This window comes from Pseudomonas flavescens (genome assembly GCF_013408425.1).
In the GTDB taxonomy this organism is placed as follows: Bacteria; Pseudomonadota; Gammaproteobacteria; order Pseudomonadales; family Pseudomonadaceae; genus Aquipseudomonas; species Aquipseudomonas fulva_A.
This window is the reverse complement of the sequence record NZ_JACBYV010000001.1, coordinates 5,863,987-5,885,064: the sequence shown is the minus strand read 5'-3', so window position 1 is coordinate 5,885,064 and position 21,078 is coordinate 5,863,987. Positions and strand designations below refer to the sequence as shown.

Annotated in this window: 19 protein-coding genes and 1 other RNA gene; 1 reads left to right on the top strand and 19 read right to left on the bottom strand. The window is 63.0% G+C overall.

Translation table 11 applies throughout. From position 1 onward, the window contains the following. Window positions 1–22: 22 nt before the first annotated feature. The gene (locus FHR27_RS26280; protein ID WP_179539964.1) at window positions 23–949 is read right to left on the bottom strand and encodes a M23 family metallopeptidase; all 927 of its coding nucleotides are present in this window, start codon (window positions 947–949) and stop codon (window positions 23–25) included. Between the two features lie 87 nt (window positions 950–1,036). Here FHR27_RS26280 and FHR27_RS26275 point away from each other — a divergent pair, with 87 nt between their 5' ends. Continuing rightward, window positions 1,037–1,495 carry a DciA family protein gene (locus FHR27_RS26275; RefSeq protein WP_042554924.1) on the top strand — a complete coding sequence of 153 codons (459 nt, stop codon included), beginning with the start codon at window positions 1,037–1,039 and terminating at the stop codon, window positions 1,493–1,495. 177 nt (window positions 1,496–1,672) lie between these two features. Here FHR27_RS26275 and lpxC read toward each other — a convergent pair whose 3' ends face one another. The 18 genes from lpxC to rsmI form a co-directional block, all read right to left on the bottom strand. Next, window positions 1,673–2,584: a UDP-3-O-acyl-N-acetylglucosamine deacetylase gene (gene lpxC, locus FHR27_RS26270; RefSeq protein WP_042554923.1), complete on the bottom strand. Its 912-nt coding sequence runs from the start codon at window positions 2,582–2,584 to the stop codon at window positions 1,673–1,675. A 112-nt stretch (window positions 2,585–2,696) separates the two neighbouring features. Next, window positions 2,697–3,887, bottom strand: a complete 1,191-nt coding sequence (gene ftsZ, locus FHR27_RS26265) for a cell division protein FtsZ (protein ID WP_042554922.1) — start codon at window positions 3,885–3,887, stop codon at window positions 2,697–2,699. 79 nt (window positions 3,888–3,966) lie between these two features. Beyond that, the gene (ftsA, locus tag FHR27_RS26260; RefSeq protein ID WP_042554921.1) at window positions 3,967–5,214 is read right to left on the bottom strand and encodes a cell division protein FtsA; all 1,248 of its coding nucleotides are present in this window, start codon (window positions 5,212–5,214) and stop codon (window positions 3,967–3,969) included. A gap of 22 nt (window positions 5,215–5,236) precedes the next feature. Beyond that, window positions 5,237–6,097, bottom strand: coding sequence for a cell division protein FtsQ/DivIB (locus tag FHR27_RS26255; protein ID WP_156152743.1), 861 nt, complete (start codon window positions 6,095–6,097; stop codon window positions 5,237–5,239). After that, entirely contained in the window at window positions 6,097–7,047 is a 951-nt protein-coding gene (locus FHR27_RS26250) for a D-alanine--D-alanine ligase (RefSeq protein ID WP_179539963.1), read from the bottom strand. The genes FHR27_RS26255 and FHR27_RS26250 overlap by 1 nt, the downstream gene beginning before the upstream one ends. Then, complete coding sequence (gene murC / locus FHR27_RS26245) at window positions 7,044–8,492, bottom strand: UDP-N-acetylmuramate--L-alanine ligase (RefSeq protein WP_179539962.1); 1,449 nt, start codon at window positions 8,490–8,492, stop codon at window positions 7,044–7,046. Before murC ends, FHR27_RS26250 begins: the two co-directional genes overlap by 4 nt. Next, complete coding sequence (gene murG / locus FHR27_RS26240) at window positions 8,485–9,555, bottom strand: undecaprenyldiphospho-muramoylpentapeptide beta-N-acetylglucosaminyltransferase (RefSeq protein WP_042554917.1); 1,071 nt, start codon at window positions 9,553–9,555, stop codon at window positions 8,485–8,487. Before murG ends, murC begins: the two co-directional genes overlap by 8 nt. Then, entirely contained in the window at window positions 9,545–10,771 is a 1,227-nt protein-coding gene (ftsW, locus tag FHR27_RS26235; RefSeq protein WP_042554916.1) for a putative lipid II flippase FtsW, read from the bottom strand. Before ftsW ends, murG begins: the two co-directional genes overlap by 11 nt. After that, window positions 10,771–12,117 carry a UDP-N-acetylmuramoyl-L-alanine--D-glutamate ligase gene (gene murD, locus FHR27_RS26230; protein WP_179539961.1) on the bottom strand — a complete coding sequence of 449 codons (1,347 nt, stop codon included), beginning with the start codon at window positions 12,115–12,117 and terminating at the stop codon, window positions 10,771–10,773. The genes ftsW and murD overlap by 1 nt, the downstream gene beginning before the upstream one ends. A 7-nt stretch (window positions 12,118–12,124) precedes the next feature. Further along, window positions 12,125–13,207 (bottom strand): phospho-N-acetylmuramoyl-pentapeptide-transferase, encoded by a 1,083-nt coding sequence (gene mraY / locus FHR27_RS26225; RefSeq protein WP_042554914.1) that lies wholly within the window; start codon window positions 13,205–13,207, stop codon window positions 12,125–12,127. Further along, window positions 13,208–14,587, bottom strand: a complete 1,380-nt coding sequence (locus FHR27_RS26220; protein ID WP_042554913.1) for a UDP-N-acetylmuramoyl-tripeptide--D-alanyl-D-alanine ligase — start codon at window positions 14,585–14,587, stop codon at window positions 13,208–13,210. Beyond that, window positions 14,580–16,043, bottom strand: a complete 1,464-nt coding sequence (locus FHR27_RS26215; RefSeq protein ID WP_042554912.1) for a UDP-N-acetylmuramoyl-L-alanyl-D-glutamate--2,6-diaminopimelate ligase — start codon at window positions 16,041–16,043, stop codon at window positions 14,580–14,582. Before FHR27_RS26215 ends, FHR27_RS26220 begins: the two co-directional genes overlap by 8 nt. Further along, window positions 16,043–17,782 (bottom strand): peptidoglycan D,D-transpeptidase FtsI family protein, encoded by a 1,740-nt coding sequence (locus FHR27_RS26210; protein WP_042554911.1) that lies wholly within the window; start codon window positions 17,780–17,782, stop codon window positions 16,043–16,045. The genes FHR27_RS26215 and FHR27_RS26210 overlap by 1 nt, the downstream gene beginning before the upstream one ends. Further along, a complete protein-coding gene (gene ftsL, locus FHR27_RS26205; RefSeq protein WP_042554910.1) occupies window positions 17,779–18,072 on the bottom strand; it encodes a cell division protein FtsL in 294 nt (97 codons plus the stop codon). Before ftsL ends, FHR27_RS26210 begins: the two co-directional genes overlap by 4 nt. Further along, window positions 18,069–19,010: a 16S rRNA (cytosine(1402)-N(4))-methyltransferase RsmH gene (gene rsmH, locus FHR27_RS26200; protein WP_179539960.1), complete on the bottom strand. Its 942-nt coding sequence runs from the start codon at window positions 19,008–19,010 to the stop codon at window positions 18,069–18,071. Before rsmH ends, ftsL begins: the two co-directional genes overlap by 4 nt. Window positions 19,011–19,012: 2 nt before the next feature. Further along, entirely contained in the window at window positions 19,013–19,468 is a 456-nt protein-coding gene (gene mraZ, locus FHR27_RS26195; protein ID WP_013792660.1) for a division/cell wall cluster transcriptional repressor MraZ, read from the bottom strand. 301 nt (window positions 19,469–19,769) lie between these two features. Next, window positions 19,770–20,127, bottom strand: an RNA gene (rnpB, locus tag FHR27_RS26190) — RNase P RNA component class A. A 41-nt stretch (window positions 20,128–20,168) separates the two neighbouring features. Beyond that, complete coding sequence (rsmI, locus tag FHR27_RS26185) at window positions 20,169–21,041, bottom strand: 16S rRNA (cytidine(1402)-2'-O)-methyltransferase (RefSeq protein WP_179539959.1); 873 nt, start codon at window positions 21,039–21,041, stop codon at window positions 20,169–20,171. Window positions 21,042–21,078 lie beyond the last annotated feature (37 nt).

Sequence of the window (21,078 nt, the reverse complement as noted above, 5' to 3'; positions counted from 1 at the left end):
AAGTTGGCAGCGACCACCCTCATCACTCTTCGTCGCTGACTCGCGCAATGTAACTGTGCGGATTGACCAGTTGCCCGTTACGGCTGACTTCGAAGTGAACGTGATTGCCCGTCGAGCGCCCGGTACTGCCCACCGTTGCGATGGCCTGACCGCGCTGAACCAGGTCACCGACCTGCACACGATTGCTGCGGTTGTGCGCATACAGCGTGACATAGCCATCGGCATGGCTGATTTCCACGGTGTTGCCATAGCCGTTGCGACGCCCGGCGAAAGTCACCACGCCAGCGCCGACCGCGACCACATCGCTGCCCGCCTTGGCAGCGAAATCCACGCCCTTGTGCACACTGGCACGTCCGGTCAGCGGATCGACCCGATGACCGAATGGCGACGACACGTACCCCTGCAGCACCGGATGGCCCGAGAGCATCACCGCCTCATCGATACGCCGATCGGCCAGCAACTGCTCCAGCACCTCGAGCTGCTGCTCGCGGCTGTCCATGCGCATTGCCAGCTCATCCAGAGAACTCATGAACGGTGGCGGCGCGTAGGCAGCGCTCCCAATGGGCTCTTCAGGCCCACCCTGACCGACGCCGAGGGAGAAATCGAACTCGCTGGCGTCCAGCTCCGCCAGCTCGGTAAGCCGCTCGCCAAGAGCATCGAGCCGAGTCAGCCGGGCCTGCAGCTCGGCGACGTGGGCGGCGAATGCATCCAGTTGGCGCTGTGCATCGATACGCACCGCACCCACTTCGTCACGCTGGGCATCGAGAGCCTGAGTGATCTCGACGCTTTCCGGCAGCCCTGTAGGCTTCGGTGCCAGCCAGGCGCCCACTGCGGCACCTCCGCCAACCGCCAACGCGACCAACAACGCCAGGCCGATCGCCAGCCAGCGCAGATCGAGACTGAGCGAACGTGCGGCGCCGTGACGTCGACTGAGCAAAATGATGTGCATGACATCCCCATGTAAAAAAGGTGGAACCAGAGTGGTCAGCAAGGTTCTGCTACCATGACGGCCCCAAGAATTTGCAGGCTTCCCGCCATGAGTTTTCGTCCCTTGCCGGCCAAGGCTCCTGCCGCACTGCTGCGCGAGGCGAAGCCGCTCAAAGCCCTGTTCAATCAGGCCCAGCGGATCGATCACCTGCAGCAGTTGCTGGAAAGCCAGCTACAACCTGCCGCCCGGGAACACTGTCACGTGGCATCCTGGCGAGAAGGCTGTCTGCTTTTAATCGTCACCGATGGCCACTGGGCCACCCGGCTGCGTTATCAACAGCGGCGCCTGCAAAGGCAGTTGCAGGCGCTCGAAACGTTCGCGACCTTAACGAAAATACTCTTCAAGGTGCAACCTCCTACCGCCGAAAGGCGCGAGCCTCCCCGCCCCTTCGAACTCTCCGACAGCGCCGCTGACAGCATCCAGGAAACCGCCGCCGGGGTCACCGACCCTCGCCTGCGTGAGGCCCTGGAACGTCTGGCGAGCCATCGCCGACGCAGCGATTCGTAAACCTCATCAAGCGGTTATCAGAGCACCTGAGCGCCGCCGGAAAACTGTCACGCCATGCACCGAGCCGGTAGCCGTGGCTACTGCATATGTCGGCAGGCATCTGCAAAAACGATAAAAATACCGGAATAAAAAAAGGCCACCCGAAGGTGGCCTTGAAGATAAAACAAGGAGAGTGCCTTACATCGCCGCAGCTGGGCGCATGTAAGAAATCGGTGCGGTATCGGCGTCTTCGAATGTGACCACTTCCCAAGCCTCCGGCTGTGCGATCAAAGCGCGCAGCAGGCGGTTGTTCAGGCCATGGCCGGATTTGTAGCCGCGGAACTCACCGATAAGGCTGTTGCCGAGCAGGTAGAGATCACCAATGGCATCGAGAATCTTGTGCCTGACGAATTCGTCCTCGTAACGCAGGCCGTCTTCGTTGAGCACACCGAATTCGTCCACCACGATGGCGTTGTCCACGCTACCGCCACGGGCCAGATTGTGCGAACGCAGGAATTCGATATCACGCATGAAACCGAACGTGCGGGCACGGCTGACCTCTTTGACGAACGACGTGCTGGAGAAATCCACACTCGCCGTCTTGGTACGGTCATGGAACACCGGGTGATCGAAATCGATCTCGAAGCTCACCTTGAAGCCATCGAACGGAACGAAGGTGGCGCGCTTGTCGCCGTCCGTTACGGTCACTTCACTGATGATGCGGATGAACTTCTTGGGCGCGTCCTGCTCTTGCAGACCAGCCGACTGAATCAGGAAAACAAAGGGCCCAGCGCTGCCATCCATGATCGGCACTTCACAGGCAGAGAGCTCGACGTAGGCGTTATCGATACCCAGGCCAGCCATAGCTGACAGCAGGTGCTCTACCGTATCCACCTTGACATCACCATTGACCAGCGTGGTCGACATGGTGGTCTCACCGACGTTCAGGGCGTGACCGGTGACCTCTACTACAGGATCGAGGTCGGTGCGACGGAACACGATGCCGGTGTCAACCGGAGCCGGCTTCAGGGTCAGGTAAACCTTCTCCCCGGAGTGCAGGCCGATACCCGTGGCGCGGATGATGTTCTTCAGGGTGCGTTGTTTGATCATGGGTCTGGCCGCTATAGCGCTAGGTGCGAATTGTTTTCAACAAAGGCTGGCGATGATAGCAGAACCGACCTTTGCTGAACACCAATCACCCTTATACTCCTGATAGATTTCATCAATCTGCCTGACGGCGCAGGAACGCGGGGATGTCCAGATAATCCAGGTCATCCTGCGGGTTCATCTTCGCCGCAGTGGCAGCGCCACCATGGCTCTGACGCTGTACGGTCGGGCGCTCGTAATCTTTGTAATTGACGCTTTGCTCACTGCGAATCGGCGCAGCGACCGGAGCGCTGGACTGAGCGGCAGCCACCTGAACGGTGTTGTCGACGACCTTGACCGGCTTCTCGATGCGCGCGCCCAGACCGGTGGCAACCACGGTCACGTGCAGCTCGTCGCGCATGTCCGGATCGATCACGGTACCAACCTTGACGGTGGCGTGCTCGGAGGCGAATTGTTCAATGATGTTACCCACGTCGGAGTACTCACCCAGGGACAAGTCAGGACCGGCGGTGATGTTCACCAGGATGCCGCGAGCGCCCTGCAGGTTGACGTCTTCGAGCAGCGGGTTGCGAATGGCCGCTTCGGTCGCTTCACGTGCACGGTTCGGACCGCTGGCGCAGCCAGTGCCCATCATCGCCATGCCCATTTCGCTCATCACGGTCTTCACGTCGGCGAAGTCGACGTTGATCATGCCCGGACGCTTGATGATGTCGGAGATACCACGTACGGCACCGGACAGCACGTCATCGGCCTTGGAGAAGGCGGACAGCAGGCTGGCGTCCTTGCCGAGGATGGTCAGCAGTTTTTCGTTGGGGATGGTGATCAGCGAGTCGACGCTTTCCTGCAGCGCGCGGATGCCTTCATCGGCGATCTGCATGCGCTTGCGGCCTTCGAACGGGAACGGACGCGTCACTACCGCGACGGTCAGGATGCCCATTTCCTTGGCCACTTCGGCGATCACTGGCGCAGCACCGGTACCGGTACCACCGCCCATGCCCGTGGTGATGAATACCATGTCGCAGCCCTGCAGCACTTCGGCGATACGCTCACGGTCTTCCAGAGCGGCCTGACGACCCACTTCCGGATTGGCACCAGCGCCCAGGCCCTTGGTCACGCCAGTGCCCAGTTGCAGGATGGTGCGTGCACCGATGTTCTTCAGTGCCTGAGCATCGGTGTTGGCGCAGATGAATTCGACGCCTTCGATGTTGCTCTTGGCCATGTGATTGACGGCGTTGCCGCCACCACCACCGACACCGATAACCTTGATGACCGCGCTTTGCGGAAGGTTGTCTACGAGTTCAAACATGGTCTCTCTCCTGTATTTTCTAGTTTTTACGCCTACTGCCTGATGACGCCGCACACGCCCGTGCACGCGCCGCCCAACATTAGAAGTTGCCCTGAATCCAGCGTTTGAGCCGTTCCAGTACCGGGGTTTTAGTTTCATCGCCGTAGCTACCGTTGCCGGGCATCGGGATGTCGTCGGACTGCTTGCGCAGGCCGTACATCAACAGGCCAACGCCCGTCGAATAAATAGGATTGCGCACCACGTCGCTGAGCCCCTTGACGCTGTGGGGCACACCGAGGCGTACCGGCATGTGGAAGATTTCCTCGGCCAGCTCGACCGCCCCTTCCATCTTCGCGGTACCACCGGTGAGCACGATGCCTGCCGGGATCAGATCTTCGTAACCGCTGCGACGCAGTTCGGCCTGAATCAGGGTGAACAGCTCGTCGTAACGCGGCTCGACCACTTCAGCCAGCGACTGGCGCGACAGGTCGCGCGGCGGGCGATCGCCTACGCTCGGCACCTTGATGGTCTCGCCAGCGCCAGCCAACTTGGCCAGGGCGCAGGCATAACGGATCTTGATCTCTTCGGCGTACTGAGTCGGGGTACGCAGGGCCATGGCGATATCGTTGGTGACCTGATCGCCAGCGATCGGGATCACCGCGGTATGCCGAATCGCGCCTTCGGTGAAGATGCAGATATCAGTGGTGCCACCGCCGATGTCGACCAGGCAAACGCCCAGTTCCTTCTCGTCGTCGGTCAGCACCGCATAAGCGGATGCGAGCTGTTCGAGGATGATGTCATCGACTTCCAGGCCGCACCGGCGCACGCACTTCTCGATGTTCTGCGCCGCGTTCACCGCACAGGTCACCACGTGTACCTTGGCTTCCAGGCGCACACCGGACATGCCCAGCGGCTCACGAACGCCTTCCTGGTTATCGATCACGTAATCCTGCGGCAGGGTGTGCAGAACACGCTGGTCAGCGGGAATGGCAACGGCCTGAGCGGCGTCGAGCACGCGCTCCAGGTCGGCATTGCTGACCTCCCGGTCGCGGATGGCGACGATGCCGTGGCTGTTGAGGCTGCGAATGTGATTGCCGGCGACGCCGACGAAGGCCGAATGGATGCGGCAACCCGCCATTAGCTGGGCTTCTTCGACCGCGCGCTGGATCGAGGCCACCGTGGACTCGATATTGACCACCACGCCCTTCTTCAGGCCGCGCGATGGGTGAGTACCGATGCCGACGATTTCCAGCTGACCATCAGCGGTCACCTCACCCACCAGCGCCACCACTTTGGAGGTGCCGATGTCGAGGCCGACGATCATCTTGCCGCTCTGCACGTTTGCCATGACTCTTGCCTTCTCTCCTGATTCACTGCACCGCAGCGGTTTCGGCCGCTACGGGTGCCGGCGGCTCGTGCCACGCAACGGCGAGGCCGTTGGCGTAGCGCAGATCGATCCGCGCGATGTTGTCTTTCTGATCCTTCAGCGCCTTGCTATAGATGGCGCCGAAACGACGTATTTTTTCCACCAGATGGTCGCGTCCCAGCAGCACTTCGATCCCCTGCCCGGTGGACAGGAACCAGCTGCCGCGCTCACGCAACTCCAGGCGTGCCACGGTGAATCCCATTGGTCGCAGCATCTGGCTCAACACCTGATACTGCTGCATGACTTGTTGCTGGGCCCGTTTCGGGCCGTACAGCTGTGGCAGATTCTCGTAATGCGCCAGTTCTTTCGGCGCGAATGCCTGCCCCTGGTTGTTGAGCAGCGCTTCGTCACCCCAACGGGCGATCGGCAGTTGCTCTTCCAGACGCACCATCACCTGATCGGGCCATACGCGACGTACTTCGGCGTGGGCGATCCACGGCATCTGCTCCAGTTCGTGACGCATACCGACAAGGTCGACACTGAAGAAGCTCGCGCTGACAAAAGGTTCAATGCGTTGTTGCACCGATTGCTGGCTGATGTAGCTCAGATCGCCTTCCACGCTGATCTTGGCGATCGGCCGATCCGCGTAAGGCAGCAGGCGAAGTGACAACTCATAAGCGCCGAAACCCAGCACCAGCAATAGCACCGGCCAGGTGATGCGCTTGAACAGACTGAAATTGGGTCGCGGCAAACGCAGGCTGATCGGCTCCTTCGCCACCAGACGGCTGGCGCCGCGCGGCACGGCCTTGCCGCGCATGGGCGCTCGGGCGGTACCTGGCTGATGACGCAAGACGGCGCTCATGATTACCCCCGGGCCTCGACACTGTCGGCAAGGATCGCCAACACCAGTTGCTGGAAGTCCAGACCGGCAGCCTGCGCGGCCATCGGCACCAGACTGTGGTCGGTCATGCCTGGTACGGTATTGACCTCGAGCAGCCAGAAGCGCCCTTCGGCGTCCTGCATCACGTCGGCGCGAGCCCACCCCTGAGTGCCCACGGCCTCACAGGCCCTGGCGGTCAGCGCCTTGAGTTCGGCCTCCTTGTCGGCATCCAGACCGCAGGGAACCCGGTACTGGGTGTCATTGGCCAGGTACTTGGCATCGTAGTCGTAGAAGCTGTGCGACGTGCCCAGCGCGATGGGCGGCAACACTTCGCCGCGCAACATGGCGATGGTGAATTCGGGGCCGTGGATCCACTGCTCGACCAGCACCTGGCTGTCGTAGACGGCAGCGTCCTGCCAGGCAGCGATCAGCGCCTCGACATCGGCGACCTTGGCCATGCCGATGCTGGAACCCTCGTGGGCCGGTTTGACGATCAGCGGGAAACCCAGCTCGGCAGCCGCGCGGCGGCAATCCTCGGCACTGGCCAGTACCGCATGACGCGGCGTGGAAAGACCGAGGCTCTGCCATACCTGCTTGGTGCGCAGCTTGTCCATGGCCAGGGCAGAGGCCAGGATGCCACTGCCGGTGTAGGGAATACCGGCGCATTCGAGCAGGCCCTGCATGCTGCCGTCTTCACCACCACGGCCGTGCAGCACGATGAAGGCACGGTCGATCTTCTCGTTGAGCAGGCGCTCGAGGACGTCATCCCCCACGTCGATGCCGAAGGCATCCACGCCCGCACTCTGCAGCGCGGACAACACGGCATTGCCGGACTTCAGCGAGACTTCGCGCTCAGCGCTCTTGCCGCCGAACAGCACGGCCACTCGGCCGAACGCCGCGACCGGCAGTTGAGATTTCAGAGTATCGGCACTCATTTCCCTTGACCTTGCACGCTGAACAGCGGGCTTTGCAGCAGTTGTGGGGCAACCCCGCCAATGTCGCCGGCACCCTGGCAAAGCAGGATGTCGCCGGCACGCAGCAGCGGCTTGATCAGCGGCGCCAGCTCGGCGCCACGTTCGACATAAATGGGATCCAGCTGACCGCGTTGGCGGATGCTGTGACACAGCTGACGGCTGTCGGCACCCGGAATCGGCTCTTCGCCAGCCGGATAGACTTCCATCAACAGCAACACGTTGGCATCGGCCAGCACTTGAACGAAATCGTCGTACAGGTCACGGGTACGGCTGAAACGGTGCGGCTGGTAGACCATCACCAGACGGCGCTCTGGCCAACCGCCGCGTACTGCCTTGATCACTGCCGCGACTTCGCGCGGGTGATGGCCATAATCGTCGACCAGCATCACCTGACCGCCTTCGACCGGCAGCTCGCCATAGACCTGGAAGCGGCGACCGACACCCTGGAACTGCGACAGCCCCTGCACGATGGCTTCGTCACTGATGCCTTCATCAGTGGCGATACAGATGGTCGCCAAAGCGTTGAGCACGTTGTGATTGCCGGGCATGTTCACCGACACGTCGAGCGGCTCGCAGTCCGGACGCAGCACCGTGAAGAAGGTCTGCATGCCCTGCTGACGCACGTTGATGGCACGCACGTCGGCGTCTTCGCTGAAACCGTAGGTCACGGTCGGGCGGCCCACCTGGGAGAGAATCTCGCGAACCACCGGATCATCCACGCAGACCACGGCCAGGCCGTAGAACGGCAGGTTGTGGAGGAACTCGATGAAGGTCTTCTTCAGTTTGTTGAAGTCGCCCTCATAGGTGCTCATGTGGTCCATGTCGATATTGGTGACCACCGAGACCATGGGCTGCAGATGCAGGAAGCTGGCATCGCTCTCGTCGGCTTCGGCGATCAGGTAGCGGCTGGTGCCGAGCTGCGCATTGGTGCCGGCGGCGTTCAGACGACCACCGATCACGAAGGTTGGGTCCAGGCCACCGGCAGCGAACACCGAAGCCAGCAGGCTGGTGGTGGTGGTCTTGCCATGGGTACCGGCCACGGCGATACCGTGACGGTAGCGCATCAGCTCGGCAAGCATTTCGGCACGCGGCACCACCGGAATGCGCCGCTCGAGAGCGGTAGCGACTTCCGGGTTGGAGGTGTTGATGGCACTGGAAACCACCAGCACGTCGGCATTCTCGGCATTCTCGGCACGGTGACCGATGAAGATGTGGGCACCGAAGTTTTCCAGGCGCTCGGTGACCGACGAGGTTTTCAGGTCGGAGCCGGAAACTTCGTAACCGAGGTTGAGCAGTACTTCAGCGATGCCGCACATACCAGCGCCGCCGATGCCGACGAAATGAATACGGCGGATGCGGCGCATGCGCCGCACTTCTGCCTTGACCGCTGCGGGAGACTTAGCCACGGGCCACCTCCAGGCAAACATCGACAACGCTACGGGTGGCATCGGGCTTGGCCAGGCGACGTGCCGTGCTGGCCATTTCTTTGAGTCGTTCGGGGTGCATCAAGACCTCGGTCAGCTGCGCTGCCAGATCGGCAGCGTCAGTGGAGCGTTGGGGCAGAAGGACGGCGGCACCATCCTTCGCGAGATAGCTGGCATTGCGCGTCTGGTGGTCGTCGATCGCGTGGGGCAACGGCACCAGGAAAGCCGGCAGACCGGCAGCAGCCAGTTCACTGACGGTCAGCGCGCCGGAGCGGCAAACCACCAGATCGGCCCATGCATAGGCGCGGGCCATGTCGCTGATGAACGGCGCGACTTGCGCTTCGACGCCCACAGCGGTGTAACGTTCGCCAGTCACCGTGGCGTGCTGCTTGCCCGCCTGATGGAACACTTCCGGCCGCAGTTCGGCAGATACCCGCGCCAGCGCCTCCGGCAGCAATTTGTTGAGTGGCTCGGCGCCCAGGCTGCCGCCCAGAATCAGCAGACGCGGGCGACGACCGGTCAGGGAATCGCGGGGCGTTTCAAGGAACAGCTCCTCGCGCACCGGGTTGCCGGTGGTACGACGCTTGTCCGATGCCGCGAAGGTGTCGGGGAAAGCCTCGCAGACCCGGCTGGCGAATGCCACCAGGCTGCGATTGGCGGTACCAGCCACTGCATTCTGCTCGTGAATGATCAGTGGCACGCCAGCCAGCCGCGCGGCCAGGCCGCCAGGGCCGGTCACGTAACCACCCATGCCGAGCACACAGACCGGCTGCAGCTCACGCACCACCTTGCGAGCCTGGAACAATGCCTTGAGCAGTTGCAGCGGTGCCTTGAGCAGCGACAGCTTGCCCTTGCCGCGCAGCCCGCTGACGTTGATCAGGTGCAGCGGCAGACCGGCAGCCGGCACCAGCTCGTTCTCGATACCACGCGGCGTGCCCAGCCAGTGCACGCGGTAACCGCGCGCCTGGAACTCGCGGGCGCAGGCCAGGGCCGGGAACACATGCCCCCCGGTGCCGCCCGCCATGATCAGCACGTTACCGGACATGCTGCGCCTCCTTGCCGATGGCGGGCTCGGGGAAATCCGATTCGTCGAATTCGACGTCTTCGTTACCCAGCTGATTGCGCGTCTCCCACTCGATGCGCAGCAGCAGTGCCAGGCTGACGCAGCAGATCACCAGAGAGCTGCCGCCGTAGCTGAGGAATGGCAGGGTCAGGCCCTTGGTTGGCAACAGGCCGATGTTCACACCGATGTTGATCAGGAACTGACCAATCCACAGGAAAGCCAGACCGAAGGCCACATAGGCGGAGAAGAACTGCTTGGCGCGCTCCGCCCACAGACCGATGTACAAGGCCCGTACGCTGACGAACACGAACAGGCCGACGGTCGCCAGCGCACCGACCAGGCCAAGCTCCTCGGCCAGTACGGAGAACACGAAGTCGGTGTGCGCTTCCGGCAGGTAGAACTGTTTCTGGATGCTGTTGCCCAGCCCCACGCCCAGCCATTCGCCTCGACCGAAGGCGATCAGTGCCTGGGTCAGCTGGTAGCCGGAACCATATTGGTCGGCCCAGGGGTCGGTGAAGGTGATCAGACGCTGCAGGCGATATTCCTGGGTCTGCACCAGCACGAACACCGCGCCCACTGCCAGAGCCACCATCAGGCCGAAGCGCAACAGGCCGACGCCACCGAGGAACAGCATGGCCATTGCCGAGCCCATCATGACCACGGTGGCACCGAAGTCCGGCTCCAGCAGCAGCAGGAAGGCCATCGGCAGCAATACCACGAACGGTTTGAAGAAACCGGCCCAACTCTCGCGCACCTCTTCCTGGCGACGTACCAGATAACCGGCGAGATAGAGCACCACGAAGACCTTGGCGATCTCCGAGGGCTGAATGTTGAAGGCACCGAAGCCGATCCAGCGTCGTGCGCCGTTGACTTCGCGGCCGATGCCGGGAACCAGCACCATCACCAGCAGGGCGATGGCGATCAGCAGCAACAACCAGCTGTGCCGCTGCCAGGTGGCCAGCGGCACCATCAGCACCACCCCAGCAGCACCGAGGCCGATCACCAGATACACCAGGTGGCGGATCATGTAGTACAGCGGGCTACCCGTGTTGACCGCCGCCACTTCGGTAGAAGCCGAGGAGATCATCACCAGCCCCAGGCCGAGCAACGCCAGGCAGCCGGCGAGCATGGGGAAGTCCATGTCCAGGCCACGGCGGCTGAACAGCGGGGACGGATAAGGGCGCAGGAAGGACAGCATCAGACGAGCGCCTCCACGGCCTGGGCGAACAGGCGCCCGCGTTCTTCGAAGTTCTTGAACATGTCGAGGCTCGCGCAGGCTGGCGACAGCAGTACCGCATCACCACTCTGGGCGATGGCCGCAGCCTGCTCGACCGCCGCCTGCAAGGTATCGACACGAACGATGTCCACCGCGCCCTCGAGCACCGCCGCCAAACGCTCGGCATCACGGCCGAGCAGCACCACGGCGCGGCAATGGGCCGCTACCGGCTTGCGCAGGCTGGAGAAGTCGGCGCCCTTGCCGTCGCCACCCGCGATCAGCACCAGCTTGCCGGCGATGTCATCGCCCAGACCTTCGATGGCCGCCAGAGCGGCGCCCACGTTGGTGGCCTTGGAATCGTCGTAATAGCTCACGCCCGCGCGCTCACCGACCCACTGGCAGCGGTGCGGCAGGCCGGTGAAGCCCTTGAGGGTATCGAGCATGACCGCCATCGGAAGGCCCACGGCGTGCCCGAGCGCCAGCGCCGCCAGGGCATTGGACTGGTTGTGGGCACCACGCACTTTCAGCTCGCGCACTGGCAGCAAGGCTTCGAACTGATAGGCCAGCGCCTTCTCGCCGTTTTCCTCGAGCAGGCCGAAACGCTTGAAGTCCGGCTTGCCGAGACCGAAGCTCCAGCACGGCACCTGATCGGCGATCATCGGCCGTGACAGCGGGTCGTCACGGTTCACCACCACCTGGCGCGCGCCGCGGAACACGCGGTGCTTGGCCAGGTGATAGGCAGGCAGATCGGCGTAGCGATCCATGTGATCTTCGCTGACGTTCAGGCAGGTAGCCACTTCAGCGTTGAGCAATTCTGTGGTTTCCAGCTGGAAGCTGGACAGCTCGATGACATACAGCTCGACGTCGTCGTCGAGCAGGTCCAGCGCTGGCGTGCCGAGGTTGCCGCCCACGGCGACCTTGCGGCCGGCCGCTGCCGCCATCTCGCCGACCAGGGTGGTCACGGTACTCTTCGCGTTGGAGCCGGTGATGGCGATGATCGGCGCCTTGGCGGCGCGGGCGAACAGGTCGATGTCTCCGGACAACTTGGCGCCACGCTTGGCCGCCTCCTGCAACGCCGGTGTGGCCACGGCCAGACCGGGGCTGATCAGCAGTTCGCTGGCACGACCGAGGAACTCCGCGTCCAGCTCGCCACAACGCACCTCGACCTGCGGGAACTGCTCACGCAAGGTGCTCAGCTCCGGCGGATTGGCACGGGTATCGACCACGGCAAAGCGCACGCCCTGGCGCGCAAGGTAGCGCACCAGGGACATGCCGCTCTTGCCGAGGCCGACAACGATGCGGAATTGGTCGGAAGCGATCAGGCTCATGCTGTCCTCAACGCAGTTTCAAAGTAGCGAGGCCGATCAACACCAGAATGACGGTGATGATCCAGAAACGAACGATGACCCGTGGTTCGGGCCAACCCTTCAACTCGAAATGGTGGTGAATCGGTGCCATGCGGAACACGCGCTTGCCGGTCAGCTTGAAGCTGGCGACCTGGATGATCACCGACAGGGTTTCCATGACGAATACGCCGCCCATGATGAACAGCACGATTTCCTGACGCACGATCACGGCGATTGTGCCCAGTGCAGCGCCCAGCGCCAGCGCACCCACGTCGCCCATGAACACCTGCGCTGGGTAGGTGTTGAACCACAGGAAGCCCAGGCCGGCGCCAATCAGCGCACCGCAGAACACGATCAGCTCACCCGCCCCCGGCACATAGGGAATCAGCAGGTACTCGGAGAAATTCACGTTGCCCGACAGGTAGCAGAAGATGCCCAGGGCGCCACCGACCATGACGGTTGGCAGAATGGCCAGGCCATCGAGGCCATCGGTCAGGTTAACCGCGTTGCTGGAGCCGACGATGACGAAGTAGGTCAGGATCACGAAACCGATGCCCAGCGGGATGCTGACATCCTTGAGCAACGGCACGATCAGGGTGGTCTCGATCGGCGTCTGCGCAGTCATATAAAGGAAGGTCGCCGCGCCCAGGCCGAACACCGACTGCCAGAAGTACTTCCAGCGGCTAGGCAGACCCCGGGAATTCTTTTCGATCACCTTGCGGTAGTCGTCGACCCAACCGATGGCACCGAACAGCAGGGTAACGATCAGCACCACCCACACGTAACGGTTGCTCAGGTCAGCCCACAACAGGGTGCTGACGGCGATCGCCGAGAGGATCAGCGCACCGCCCATGGTCGGCGTGCCTTTCTTCGACAGGTGCGACTGCGGGCCGTCGTTGCGCACGGCCTGACCGATCTGCCGAATCTGCAGGGTACGGATCATCCAGGGGCCCAGGAACAGCGACAGTGTCAGCGCCGTGAGCACGCCGAGAATCCCGCGCAGCGTCAGGTACTGAAAGACCGCGAAGCCCTTGTGGAACTGTTGCAGATACTCTGCCAGCAGCAGCAGCATTTAGTGACTCTCCCCGCTATCGCCACACAGCGCGACCACGACGTTTTCCATCGCGGCGCTGCGTGAACCTTTAATTAGAATGGTGCTGTCGCCGGGCTCGGCGCGGACCGCAGCGATCAAGGCGGCCTGGTCGGCGAAATGCCGAGCTTGGCTACCGAAAGCCTGAACGGCGTGTTTCATCTGCGGCCCGACCGCGTACAGAACGTCCGCCTTGCCGATCGCGTATTCGCCGACTTCGCGGTGGCCCTGCTCCGACCAGGCACCCAACTCGCCGATATCCCCCAGCACCAGCGCCTTGCGGCCGGAAAAGCCGGCGAGGATGTCGATGGCGGCGCAGATCGAGGCGGGGTTGGCGTTGTAGGTATCGTCGATCACCCGGGCACCGTTCTGCGCCAGTTGCGCCACGGCCCGGCCCTTGACCGGCAACAGGCTCTCGAGACCGTTCTTGATGGCCATCAGCGGCACCGACAGGGCATGGGCGGCCGCTGCAGCGGCCAGCGCATTGGCGACGTTGTGCTCACCCAGCAGGTTCAGTTGCACGCGGGCCTGGCCGTCGTGGCAATACAGGCTGAAGGACGGGCAACCGCGCGGATCGCGACTCAGCTCGCTGGCATGGAAATCGGCGCTGGCGTCGCGCAGGGCGAAGCTCAGCACGCGACGACCGGCAGCGCGCTTGACCCAGCGCTCGAAGGCCACGTCATCGCGATTGAGCACGGCCACGCCACCTTCGGCCAACCCTTCGAGGATCTCGCCCTTGGCCAGCACGATGTTCTCCGGCCCGCCGAACTCGCCCACGTGAGCGCTGCCGGCATTGGTGATGATCGCTACCTGGGGCTGAGTCAGGCCGACGGTGTAGGCGATCTCGCCGATACCGGAAGCGCCGAGTTCGATCACGGCACCCTTGTGCTCGGGCGCCAGCTCCAGCAGCGTCAATGGCACGCCGAGTTGGTTGTTCAGGTTGCCACGGGTGGCCAGCACGGTGCCGCCCAGATCCATGAAGGCAGCGCGCAGGATGCTGGCGAGCATTTCCTTGACCGTGGTCTTGCCACTGGAGCCGGTCACGGCCGCCAACGGGCCACCGTATGCCTGGCGATTCAAGGCAGCCAGCTGACCGAGGGCCAGGGCCGTATCGCCGACTACCAACTGTGGCAAACCGGCATCCGGCACTTCCCGCTCGACCAGCGCCGCCACAGCGCCCTTGGCAGCGACCTGCGCCAGGTAGTCATGACCGTCGAAACGCGGGCCGCTCAGGGCGATGAACAATTGGCCGGGCACGATACTGCGGCTATCGGTGCTGACGGCATCGAAAGCGCGATCTTCGCCAACCAGGCGACCGTTCAATGGCCCGGCCACTTCACTCAAACGCAGCGCCTTAAGCATGTGCCGCCTCCCATGCCGCGAGTGTGCGAGCAGCTTCCTGCAAATCGGAGAACGGCTGACGCACGCCGTCGATTTCCTGGTAATCCTCGTGGCCCTTGCCAGCCAGCACCACCACGTCGCCCACCGCGGCTTCGCCGATCAGCTCAGCGATGGCACGGCCACGGCCATGGACGAAACGCACCTGATCCGCGCTGCGCAGACCGGCACGGATATCCTCGAAAATCTGCTCGGGTGCCTCGCTGCGCGGATTGTCGTCGGTGACCAGCGTGGCATCGGCCAAGCGCTCGACGACTTCGGCCATCAGCGGACGCTTGCCACGATCACGATCTCCGCCACAGCCGAACAGGCACAGCAGGCGACCGGTGACATGCGGGCGCAGCGCACTCAGTACTTTTTCCAGAGCGTCCGGGGTGTGGGCGTAATCGACCACCACCAGCGGTGCCTGCTGGCCACCCAGGCGCTGCATGCGCCCGACCGGCCCTTGCAGACGTGGCAGGGCCTTGAGAATCTCGTCCAGCGGGTAGTCCATGGCCACCAGCGCACCGACCACCGCCAGCAGGTTGCTGAGGTTGAAGCGCCCCAACAGCGAGCTGCGCAGGCTGCCTTCGCCCCGTGGCGTGACCAATGTGGCGCGCACGCCCTGATCATCGAAATGAATGTCACGGCAGAACAGGTAGGCGCTTTCGTTTTCCAGGCTGTAACCGATCAGTCGCGACTCGCGCTCGTCCTCGGCCAGTTTGCGGCCTGTGGCGTCGTCCAGATTGATCACCCGGGCGCGCAGGCTCGGCCATGCGAACAGGGCCGACTTGGCCGCCTGATAGGCTTCCATCGAGCCGTGATAGTCCAGGTGATCGCGCGACAGGTTGGTGAACACTGCCACGTCGAAGTCCAGCGCGGCGACACGGCCCTGATGCAGACCGTGGGACGATACTTCCATGGCGATCGCCCGGGCACCGTTCTTCTTCAGCCCGGCCAGGGTCGCCTGCACGCCGATAGGATCGGGCGTGGTGTGCAGCCCCTGAGCCAGAGCGCCATAAAACCCGTTGCCGAGGGTGCCGACGATGCCGCAGGGCTCGCCGAGCAGATCCAGCGCCTGGGCCAGCAACTGGCTGACACTGGTCTTGCCGTTGGTGCCGGTGATACCGACCATGTGCAGGCCACGGCTCGGCTCGCCATAGAAGCGCCCGGCAATCGCCGACAACTGCCCTGCCAGCCCCTTGATAGCGACCAGTTCGGCGCTCTCCGCGGTCATTGGCAGCGAACCATCGATTTCGTAGGCAACCGCAGCGGCACCACGGGAAATCGCGTCGGCAATGTGCACGCGACCATCCTGACGAGTGCCGGGAACGGCCAGGAACAAATCGCCCGGGCGCACCTGACGGCTGTCCAGCGTCAGTTCACGAATCAGTACGCCGCTGCTTGCCTGAGGCAACAACTGGTTCAATGGCATGGGCATCAGCCGCGCCCTCCATTGTTGGTCGCCGTCGGCGCTTCGGCTTTCGCCGCTGCAGTCTCGGGCAGATTGTCCGGGGTGATGTTCATCAGGCGCAGGCCACCGGCCATGACGCGGCTGAATACCGGCGCCGATACCAGGCCGCCGTAGTAGCCGCTCTTGCTCGGCTCGTCGATGACCACGGCGATGGCGATACGCGGGTTGCTGGCCGGAGCGAAGCCGGCGAACAGCGAACGGTAGGCATTGGCCTGATAGCCCTTGGTACCGGAAGCGGTCTTGCGCGCGGTACCACTCTTGCCAGCCACGTGGTAACCCGGCACCTGGGCACGGAATACACCACCTGGTGCCTCGATCACTTGTTGCAGCATGCCCTGCATGGTGTGGGCGACGTCTTCCGGGATCACTTGCACGCTGTCGCGCACACGATCGGTACGGGTCAGCGACATCGGCACACTGCGCCCGCTGTTGCCCAGTACGGCGTAGGCATGGGCCAGTTGCACAGCGGTAACCGAGAGGCCATAGCCATAGGACAGCGTCGCGGTCTCGGCCTTGCGCCACTCGCGGTGGTTGGGCAGGTTACCGACGCGCTCCCCCGGGAAGCTCAGGCCGGTGTCCTGGCCGAGGCCGACCTGCTGCATGACGTCATAAATGGCAGCGCCGCCGATGTCGAAGGCGACCTTGCTCATGCCGACGTTACTGGACTTGATGAGAATGCCCGTCAGGTCGAGCACGCCTTCCGGCGCACGGGAGACGTCCTTGATGGTGTAACGACCGATCTGCAGCGTACCGCCCTGCACATCGACCTTGTCGGTAGGCTTCCAGCGCCCGGTCTCCAGAGCAGCACTCATGGAGAACGGCTTCATGGTGGAGCCTGGCTCGAACACATCGATCATCGCCCGGTTGCGCATGGCAGCCGGCTGCAGATTGCGGCGGTTGTTCGGGTTGTAGGTCGGCTGGTTGACCATGGCGAGGATTTCGCCGGTCTTCACGTCGACCATCACCAGGCTGCCGGCCTTGGCACCGAATTCGACCAGCGCGTTGCGCAGTTCGCGGTGAGCCAGATATTGCAGACGCAGATCGATGGAAAGCGCCAGGGCCTTGCCGGCCTTGGCGTTCTGAGTCACCTGCACGTCGCGAATCAGGCGACCACGCCTGTCCTTGAGCACCTGCCGCTTGCCGGGCACGCCAGCCAGCCAGTCCTCGAACGCCAGCTCGACGCCTTCGCGACCGCGGTCATCGATGTCGGTGAAGCCGACCATGTGGGCGGTCACTTCCCCGGCCGGGTAGAAGCGCCGGAACTCTTCGATCGGGTAAACGCCCGGCACCTTGAGGTCGAGGACACGCTGCCCCTGCTCCGGGGTCAGGCCACGGACCAGGTACATGAACTCGCGTTCGGCGTTGGCCTGCAGACGCGTGGCGAAAGCATTCGGCTCCTGGCCGAGCGCAGCCGCGAGCACCGGCCACTGAGCCTTGCCGGCCTGCAGTTCCTTGCCATTGGCCCACAGCGTGGTGACCGGTGTACTGACAGCCAGTGGCTCGCCATTGCGGTCGGTGATCAGCCCGCGGTGCGCGGGAATCGGAATGTGCCGAACACTGCGCGCATCGCCATGGGCCTTGAGGAAGTCGTGGTCGAATACGTGCAGTTCGAAGATACGCGCAGCGATCGCTGCGACCATCACTGCCATCAGCAGCATGACCAGGCGGAAGCGCCACGGGTAGAGAGCCCCCTCGAGCTTCATCATGGCGCCACCATGCGTACTTCGGCAGCGTCGGGGATGCGCATCTTCAGCTGTTCGCTGGCCAGGGTCTCGATACGGTTGTGAGCGGTCCAGGTGCTTTGCTCGAGAATCAGCCGCCCCCACTCGGCCTGCGCCTTGTCGCGCACACTGAGTTCGGCGTACAGGCCATTGAGCAACTGACGGTTCCAGTGCGCGCTGTAGGACACCGCCAGCGCGGAACCGAGCACGGCAACGAAGAGCACCAGCATCAGCAGGCTGCCCTTGGGGAAACGCTTGGCGAGCACGCCGCTCATCGCAGCTTCTCCGCAACGCGCATCACGGCGCTGCGCGAGCGAGGGTTGGCCTTGAGCTCGGCCTCGGAAGCGAACTGCGGCTTGCCGATCAGCTTCAGGCGCGGCTCGAAGGCCTTGGGGATGATCGGCAGGTCGCGAGGCAACTTGTCCATCTCGCCCTTGGCGTGTTTGCGCATGAACAGTTTGACGATGCGGTCTTCCAGAGAGTGGAAGCTGATCACCACCAGACGACCACCGACCTCCAGGCTTTCCAGCGCAGCGTCGAGGCCACGCTCCAGGTCACCCAGCTCGTTATTGACGTGAATGCGCAGGCCCTGAAAAGCCCGGGTAGCCGGATTCTTGCCCTTCTCCCAGGCGGGGTTGGCGACAGTCAGTACCTGAGCCAGATCGGCGGTGCGCTCGAAGGGCTGCTCGGCACGACGTTCCACCACGGCACGAGCCATGCGCTTGGCGAAACGCTCTTCGCCATACTCTTTGAAGACCCGAGCGATTTCGTCGGCATCTGCAGTGGCAATGAACTGCGCAGCACTGACGCCGCGCGTCGGGTCCATGCGCATGTCCAGCGGGCCGTCATTGAGAAAACTGAAGCCGCGCTCGGCGTCGTCCAACTGCGGGGACGACACCCCCAGATCCAGCAGCACGCCACTGACGCGTCCACCGAGGTCGCGGACAGCGAGCTCGTCGGCAAGTTCCGCAAAGCTGCGCTGCACAACGACAAAGCGGCCGTCTTCGGCCGCCAGCGTATTTCCAGTCGCGATTGCGAGGGGATCCTTGTCGAATCCCAGCAAGCGACCGCCTGGTCCGATCCGATCAAGAATCAGCCGGCTGTGCCCCCCCCGCCCGAAGGTACCGTCCACATAGCAGCCATCCGCGCGCAACGAGAGGCCGTCTACGGCCTCCTCGAGCAACACGGTAATATGGCGGAAGGTACTGGTCATGGTCACAGAATCAGGTCACGTAAGTCATCGGAAAGAGCACCCGGTTGCTTGATGGCGGCCAGATCGGCGTCTGCCACGGCATTCCAGGAATCCTCATCCCACAGTTGAAATTTATTTAGCTGCCCCACCAACATCGCGCGCTTATCCAGCTTGGCGTACTCGCGCAAACGCGGCGGAACCAGAAAACGACCACTACCGTCCAGCTCGAGGTCGACGGCATTACCAATCAGCAAACGCTGCAGGCGGCGGTTTTCCTCACGGAAGGACGCCAGCTCACGCAGCTTGTTTTCGATGATTTCCCACTCCGGCAGCGGGTAGACACACAGGCAGGGATCGATGGCATCAATGGTAACGATGAGCTGGCCAGCCGAACGCGACACGAGCTCGTCCCGATACCGGCTAGGCATCGCGAGTCGCCCTTTGGCGTCGAGACTTATGGCGTTAGCTCCGCGAAACACTGCTGCGTTTCCCCTTAATTAGCCATCTGCATCCAAAAAAACCCACTTCATGCCACTTTTCACCACCGGGGCACACTATAGGAACGCGCATACCCCACCGTCAAGGCGCGCCAGAACGGAAAAGTCCTTATAGAACGGAGATTTAGCGGTTAAAGGAGGGAGCGGGACTGAGCTCTCGGAGCGAGAGTCGGGGTAAAAACAAAGACATACAGACGCCTACCCCACAAACTTAAAGTAGTTTGTTAAGAGTAAGATCTTTTCGGTATTAGAAACGAGAGGATGGAGCGTAAAGCGAAAGGAGGTGGAGAGTCGATCTATAAGCCGGGTTCTGTCGAGGACAGTCATTCCTCTACGACGGACATCACTGTACGTCTTTAGCAACCTACCCGGTTCCAGCGCGGGCCACGCCAATGGAACCCTATTTGGTCTTGCTCCGAGTGGGGTTTGCCTAGCCACGGACTGTTACCAGCCGTGCGGTGCGCTCTTACCGCACCTTTTCACCCTTACCGGCGCCGAAGCGCTTAGGCGGTTATTTTCTGTGGCACTTTCCGTAGGCTCACGCCCCCCAGGCATTACCTGGCACTCCGCCCTATGGAGCCCGGACTTTCCTCCCCCACACTTCGCGAACGAAGCACGGCAGCGACTGTCCGATCGACTCTCCGCCGACTAGGGTAACCGCAGGGATACGCTGAGAACAAGTTCAAACGTCCTGCTGACGCTCTAACGCGGCCTGATAAAGCAGGTTCTTGCGCACCCCGGTGATCTGCGCGGCCAGTGCCGCCGCACGCTTGAGCGGCAACTCGGCGAGCAGCAGATCGAGCACGCGCAGCGCTTCGACACTGACCGCGGCCTCCTCTTCGGGCGCCTGCCAGCCCGCCACCAGCACCACACACTCGCCACGCTGCTGATTGGCATCTGCCGCCACCCATTCGCACAACTGATCGAGTGGCAACCCCTGCAGGGTTTCGAAGGTCTTGGTCAGCTCACGCGCCAACAGCGCCTGGCGCTCGCCACCGAACACGTCGCGCATGTCCTGCAGGCATTCGAGAATGCGGTGCGGCGCTTCATAGAAGATCAGCGTGCGCGGCTCTTCGCGCACCAGCTCCAGACGGGTACGCCGCCCCACGCTCTTGGCGGGCAGAAAACCTTCGAAGACGAAACGATCGGAAGGCAACCCGGCAGCGGACAAGGCGGCGATCAACGCGCAAGCGCCCGGCACCGGCACCACGCGAATACCCGCAGCGCGCGCCTGTCGCACCAGGTGATAACCGGGATCGGAGATCAGTGGCGTGCCGGCATCGGAAATCAATGCGACATCCTCGCCCGCCCGCAGACGCTCGAGAAAGCGGCTGCCCTCGTCACGCTCGTTGTGCTCGTGGCAGGCAGCCAGCTGCGTGCCGATACCGAAGTGCTGCATCAGGCGCGCAGAATGCCGGGTATCCTCGGCGGCGATCAGCGCAACACCGCTCAGCACCTTGAGCGCCCGCGTGCTGAGGTCATCGAGATTGCCGATAGGCGTCGCCACCACGAACAAGGTGCCCGTGGTGGAACGGGGAGCTTCACTAGCAGTCACGGCGGCGCCTCATCTAATCGGAAAGCGCCCATTGTAA

What these genes read in the sequence shown, in the direction of transcription:
- FHR27_RS26280 (WP_179539964.1), bottom strand. Translation starts at nt 949, where the DNA reads ATGCACATCATTTTGCTCAGTCGACGTCACGGCGCCGCACGTTCGCTC.
- FHR27_RS26275 (WP_042554924.1), top strand. Translation starts at nt 1,037, where the DNA reads ATGAGTTTTCGTCCCTTGCCGGCCAAGGCTCCTGCCGCACTGCTGCGC.
- lpxC (WP_042554923.1), bottom strand. Translation starts at nt 2,584, where the DNA reads ATGATCAAACAACGCACCCTGAAGAACATCATCCGCGCCACGGGTATC.
- ftsZ (WP_042554922.1), bottom strand. Translation starts at nt 3,887, where the DNA reads ATGTTTGAACTCGTAGACAACCTTCCGCAAAGCGCGGTCATCAAGGTT.
- ftsA (WP_042554921.1), bottom strand. Translation starts at nt 5,214, where the DNA reads ATGGCAAACGTGCAGAGCGGCAAGATGATCGTCGGCCTCGACATCGGC.
- FHR27_RS26250 (WP_179539963.1), bottom strand. Translation starts at nt 7,047, where the DNA reads ATGAGTGCCGATACTCTGAAATCTCAACTGCCGGTCGCGGCGTTCGGC.
- murG (WP_042554917.1), bottom strand. Translation starts at nt 9,555, where the DNA reads ATGTCCGGTAACGTGCTGATCATGGCGGGCGGCACCGGGGGGCATGTG.
- ftsW (WP_042554916.1), bottom strand. Translation starts at nt 10,771, where the DNA reads ATGCTGTCCTTCCTGCGCCCTTATCCGTCCCCGCTGTTCAGCCGCCGT.
- murD (WP_179539961.1), bottom strand. Translation starts at nt 12,117, where the DNA reads ATGAGCCTGATCGCTTCCGACCAATTCCGCATCGTTGTCGGCCTCGGC.
- mraY (WP_042554914.1), bottom strand. Translation starts at nt 13,207, where the DNA reads ATGCTGCTGCTGCTGGCAGAGTATCTGCAACAGTTCCACAAGGGCTTC.
- FHR27_RS26220 (WP_042554913.1), bottom strand. Translation starts at nt 14,587, where the DNA reads ATGCTTAAGGCGCTGCGTTTGAGTGAAGTGGCCGGGCCATTGAACGGT.
- FHR27_RS26215 (WP_042554912.1), bottom strand. Translation starts at nt 16,043, where the DNA reads ATGCCCATGCCATTGAACCAGTTGTTGCCTCAGGCAAGCAGCGGCGTA.
- FHR27_RS26210 (WP_042554911.1), bottom strand. Translation starts at nt 17,782, where the DNA reads ATGATGAAGCTCGAGGGGGCTCTCTACCCGTGGCGCTTCCGCCTGGTC.
- ftsL (WP_042554910.1), bottom strand. Translation starts at nt 18,072, where the DNA reads ATGAGCGGCGTGCTCGCCAAGCGTTTCCCCAAGGGCAGCCTGCTGATG.
- rsmH (WP_179539960.1), bottom strand. Translation starts at nt 19,010, where the DNA reads ATGACCAGTACCTTCCGCCATATTACCGTGTTGCTCGAGGAGGCCGTA.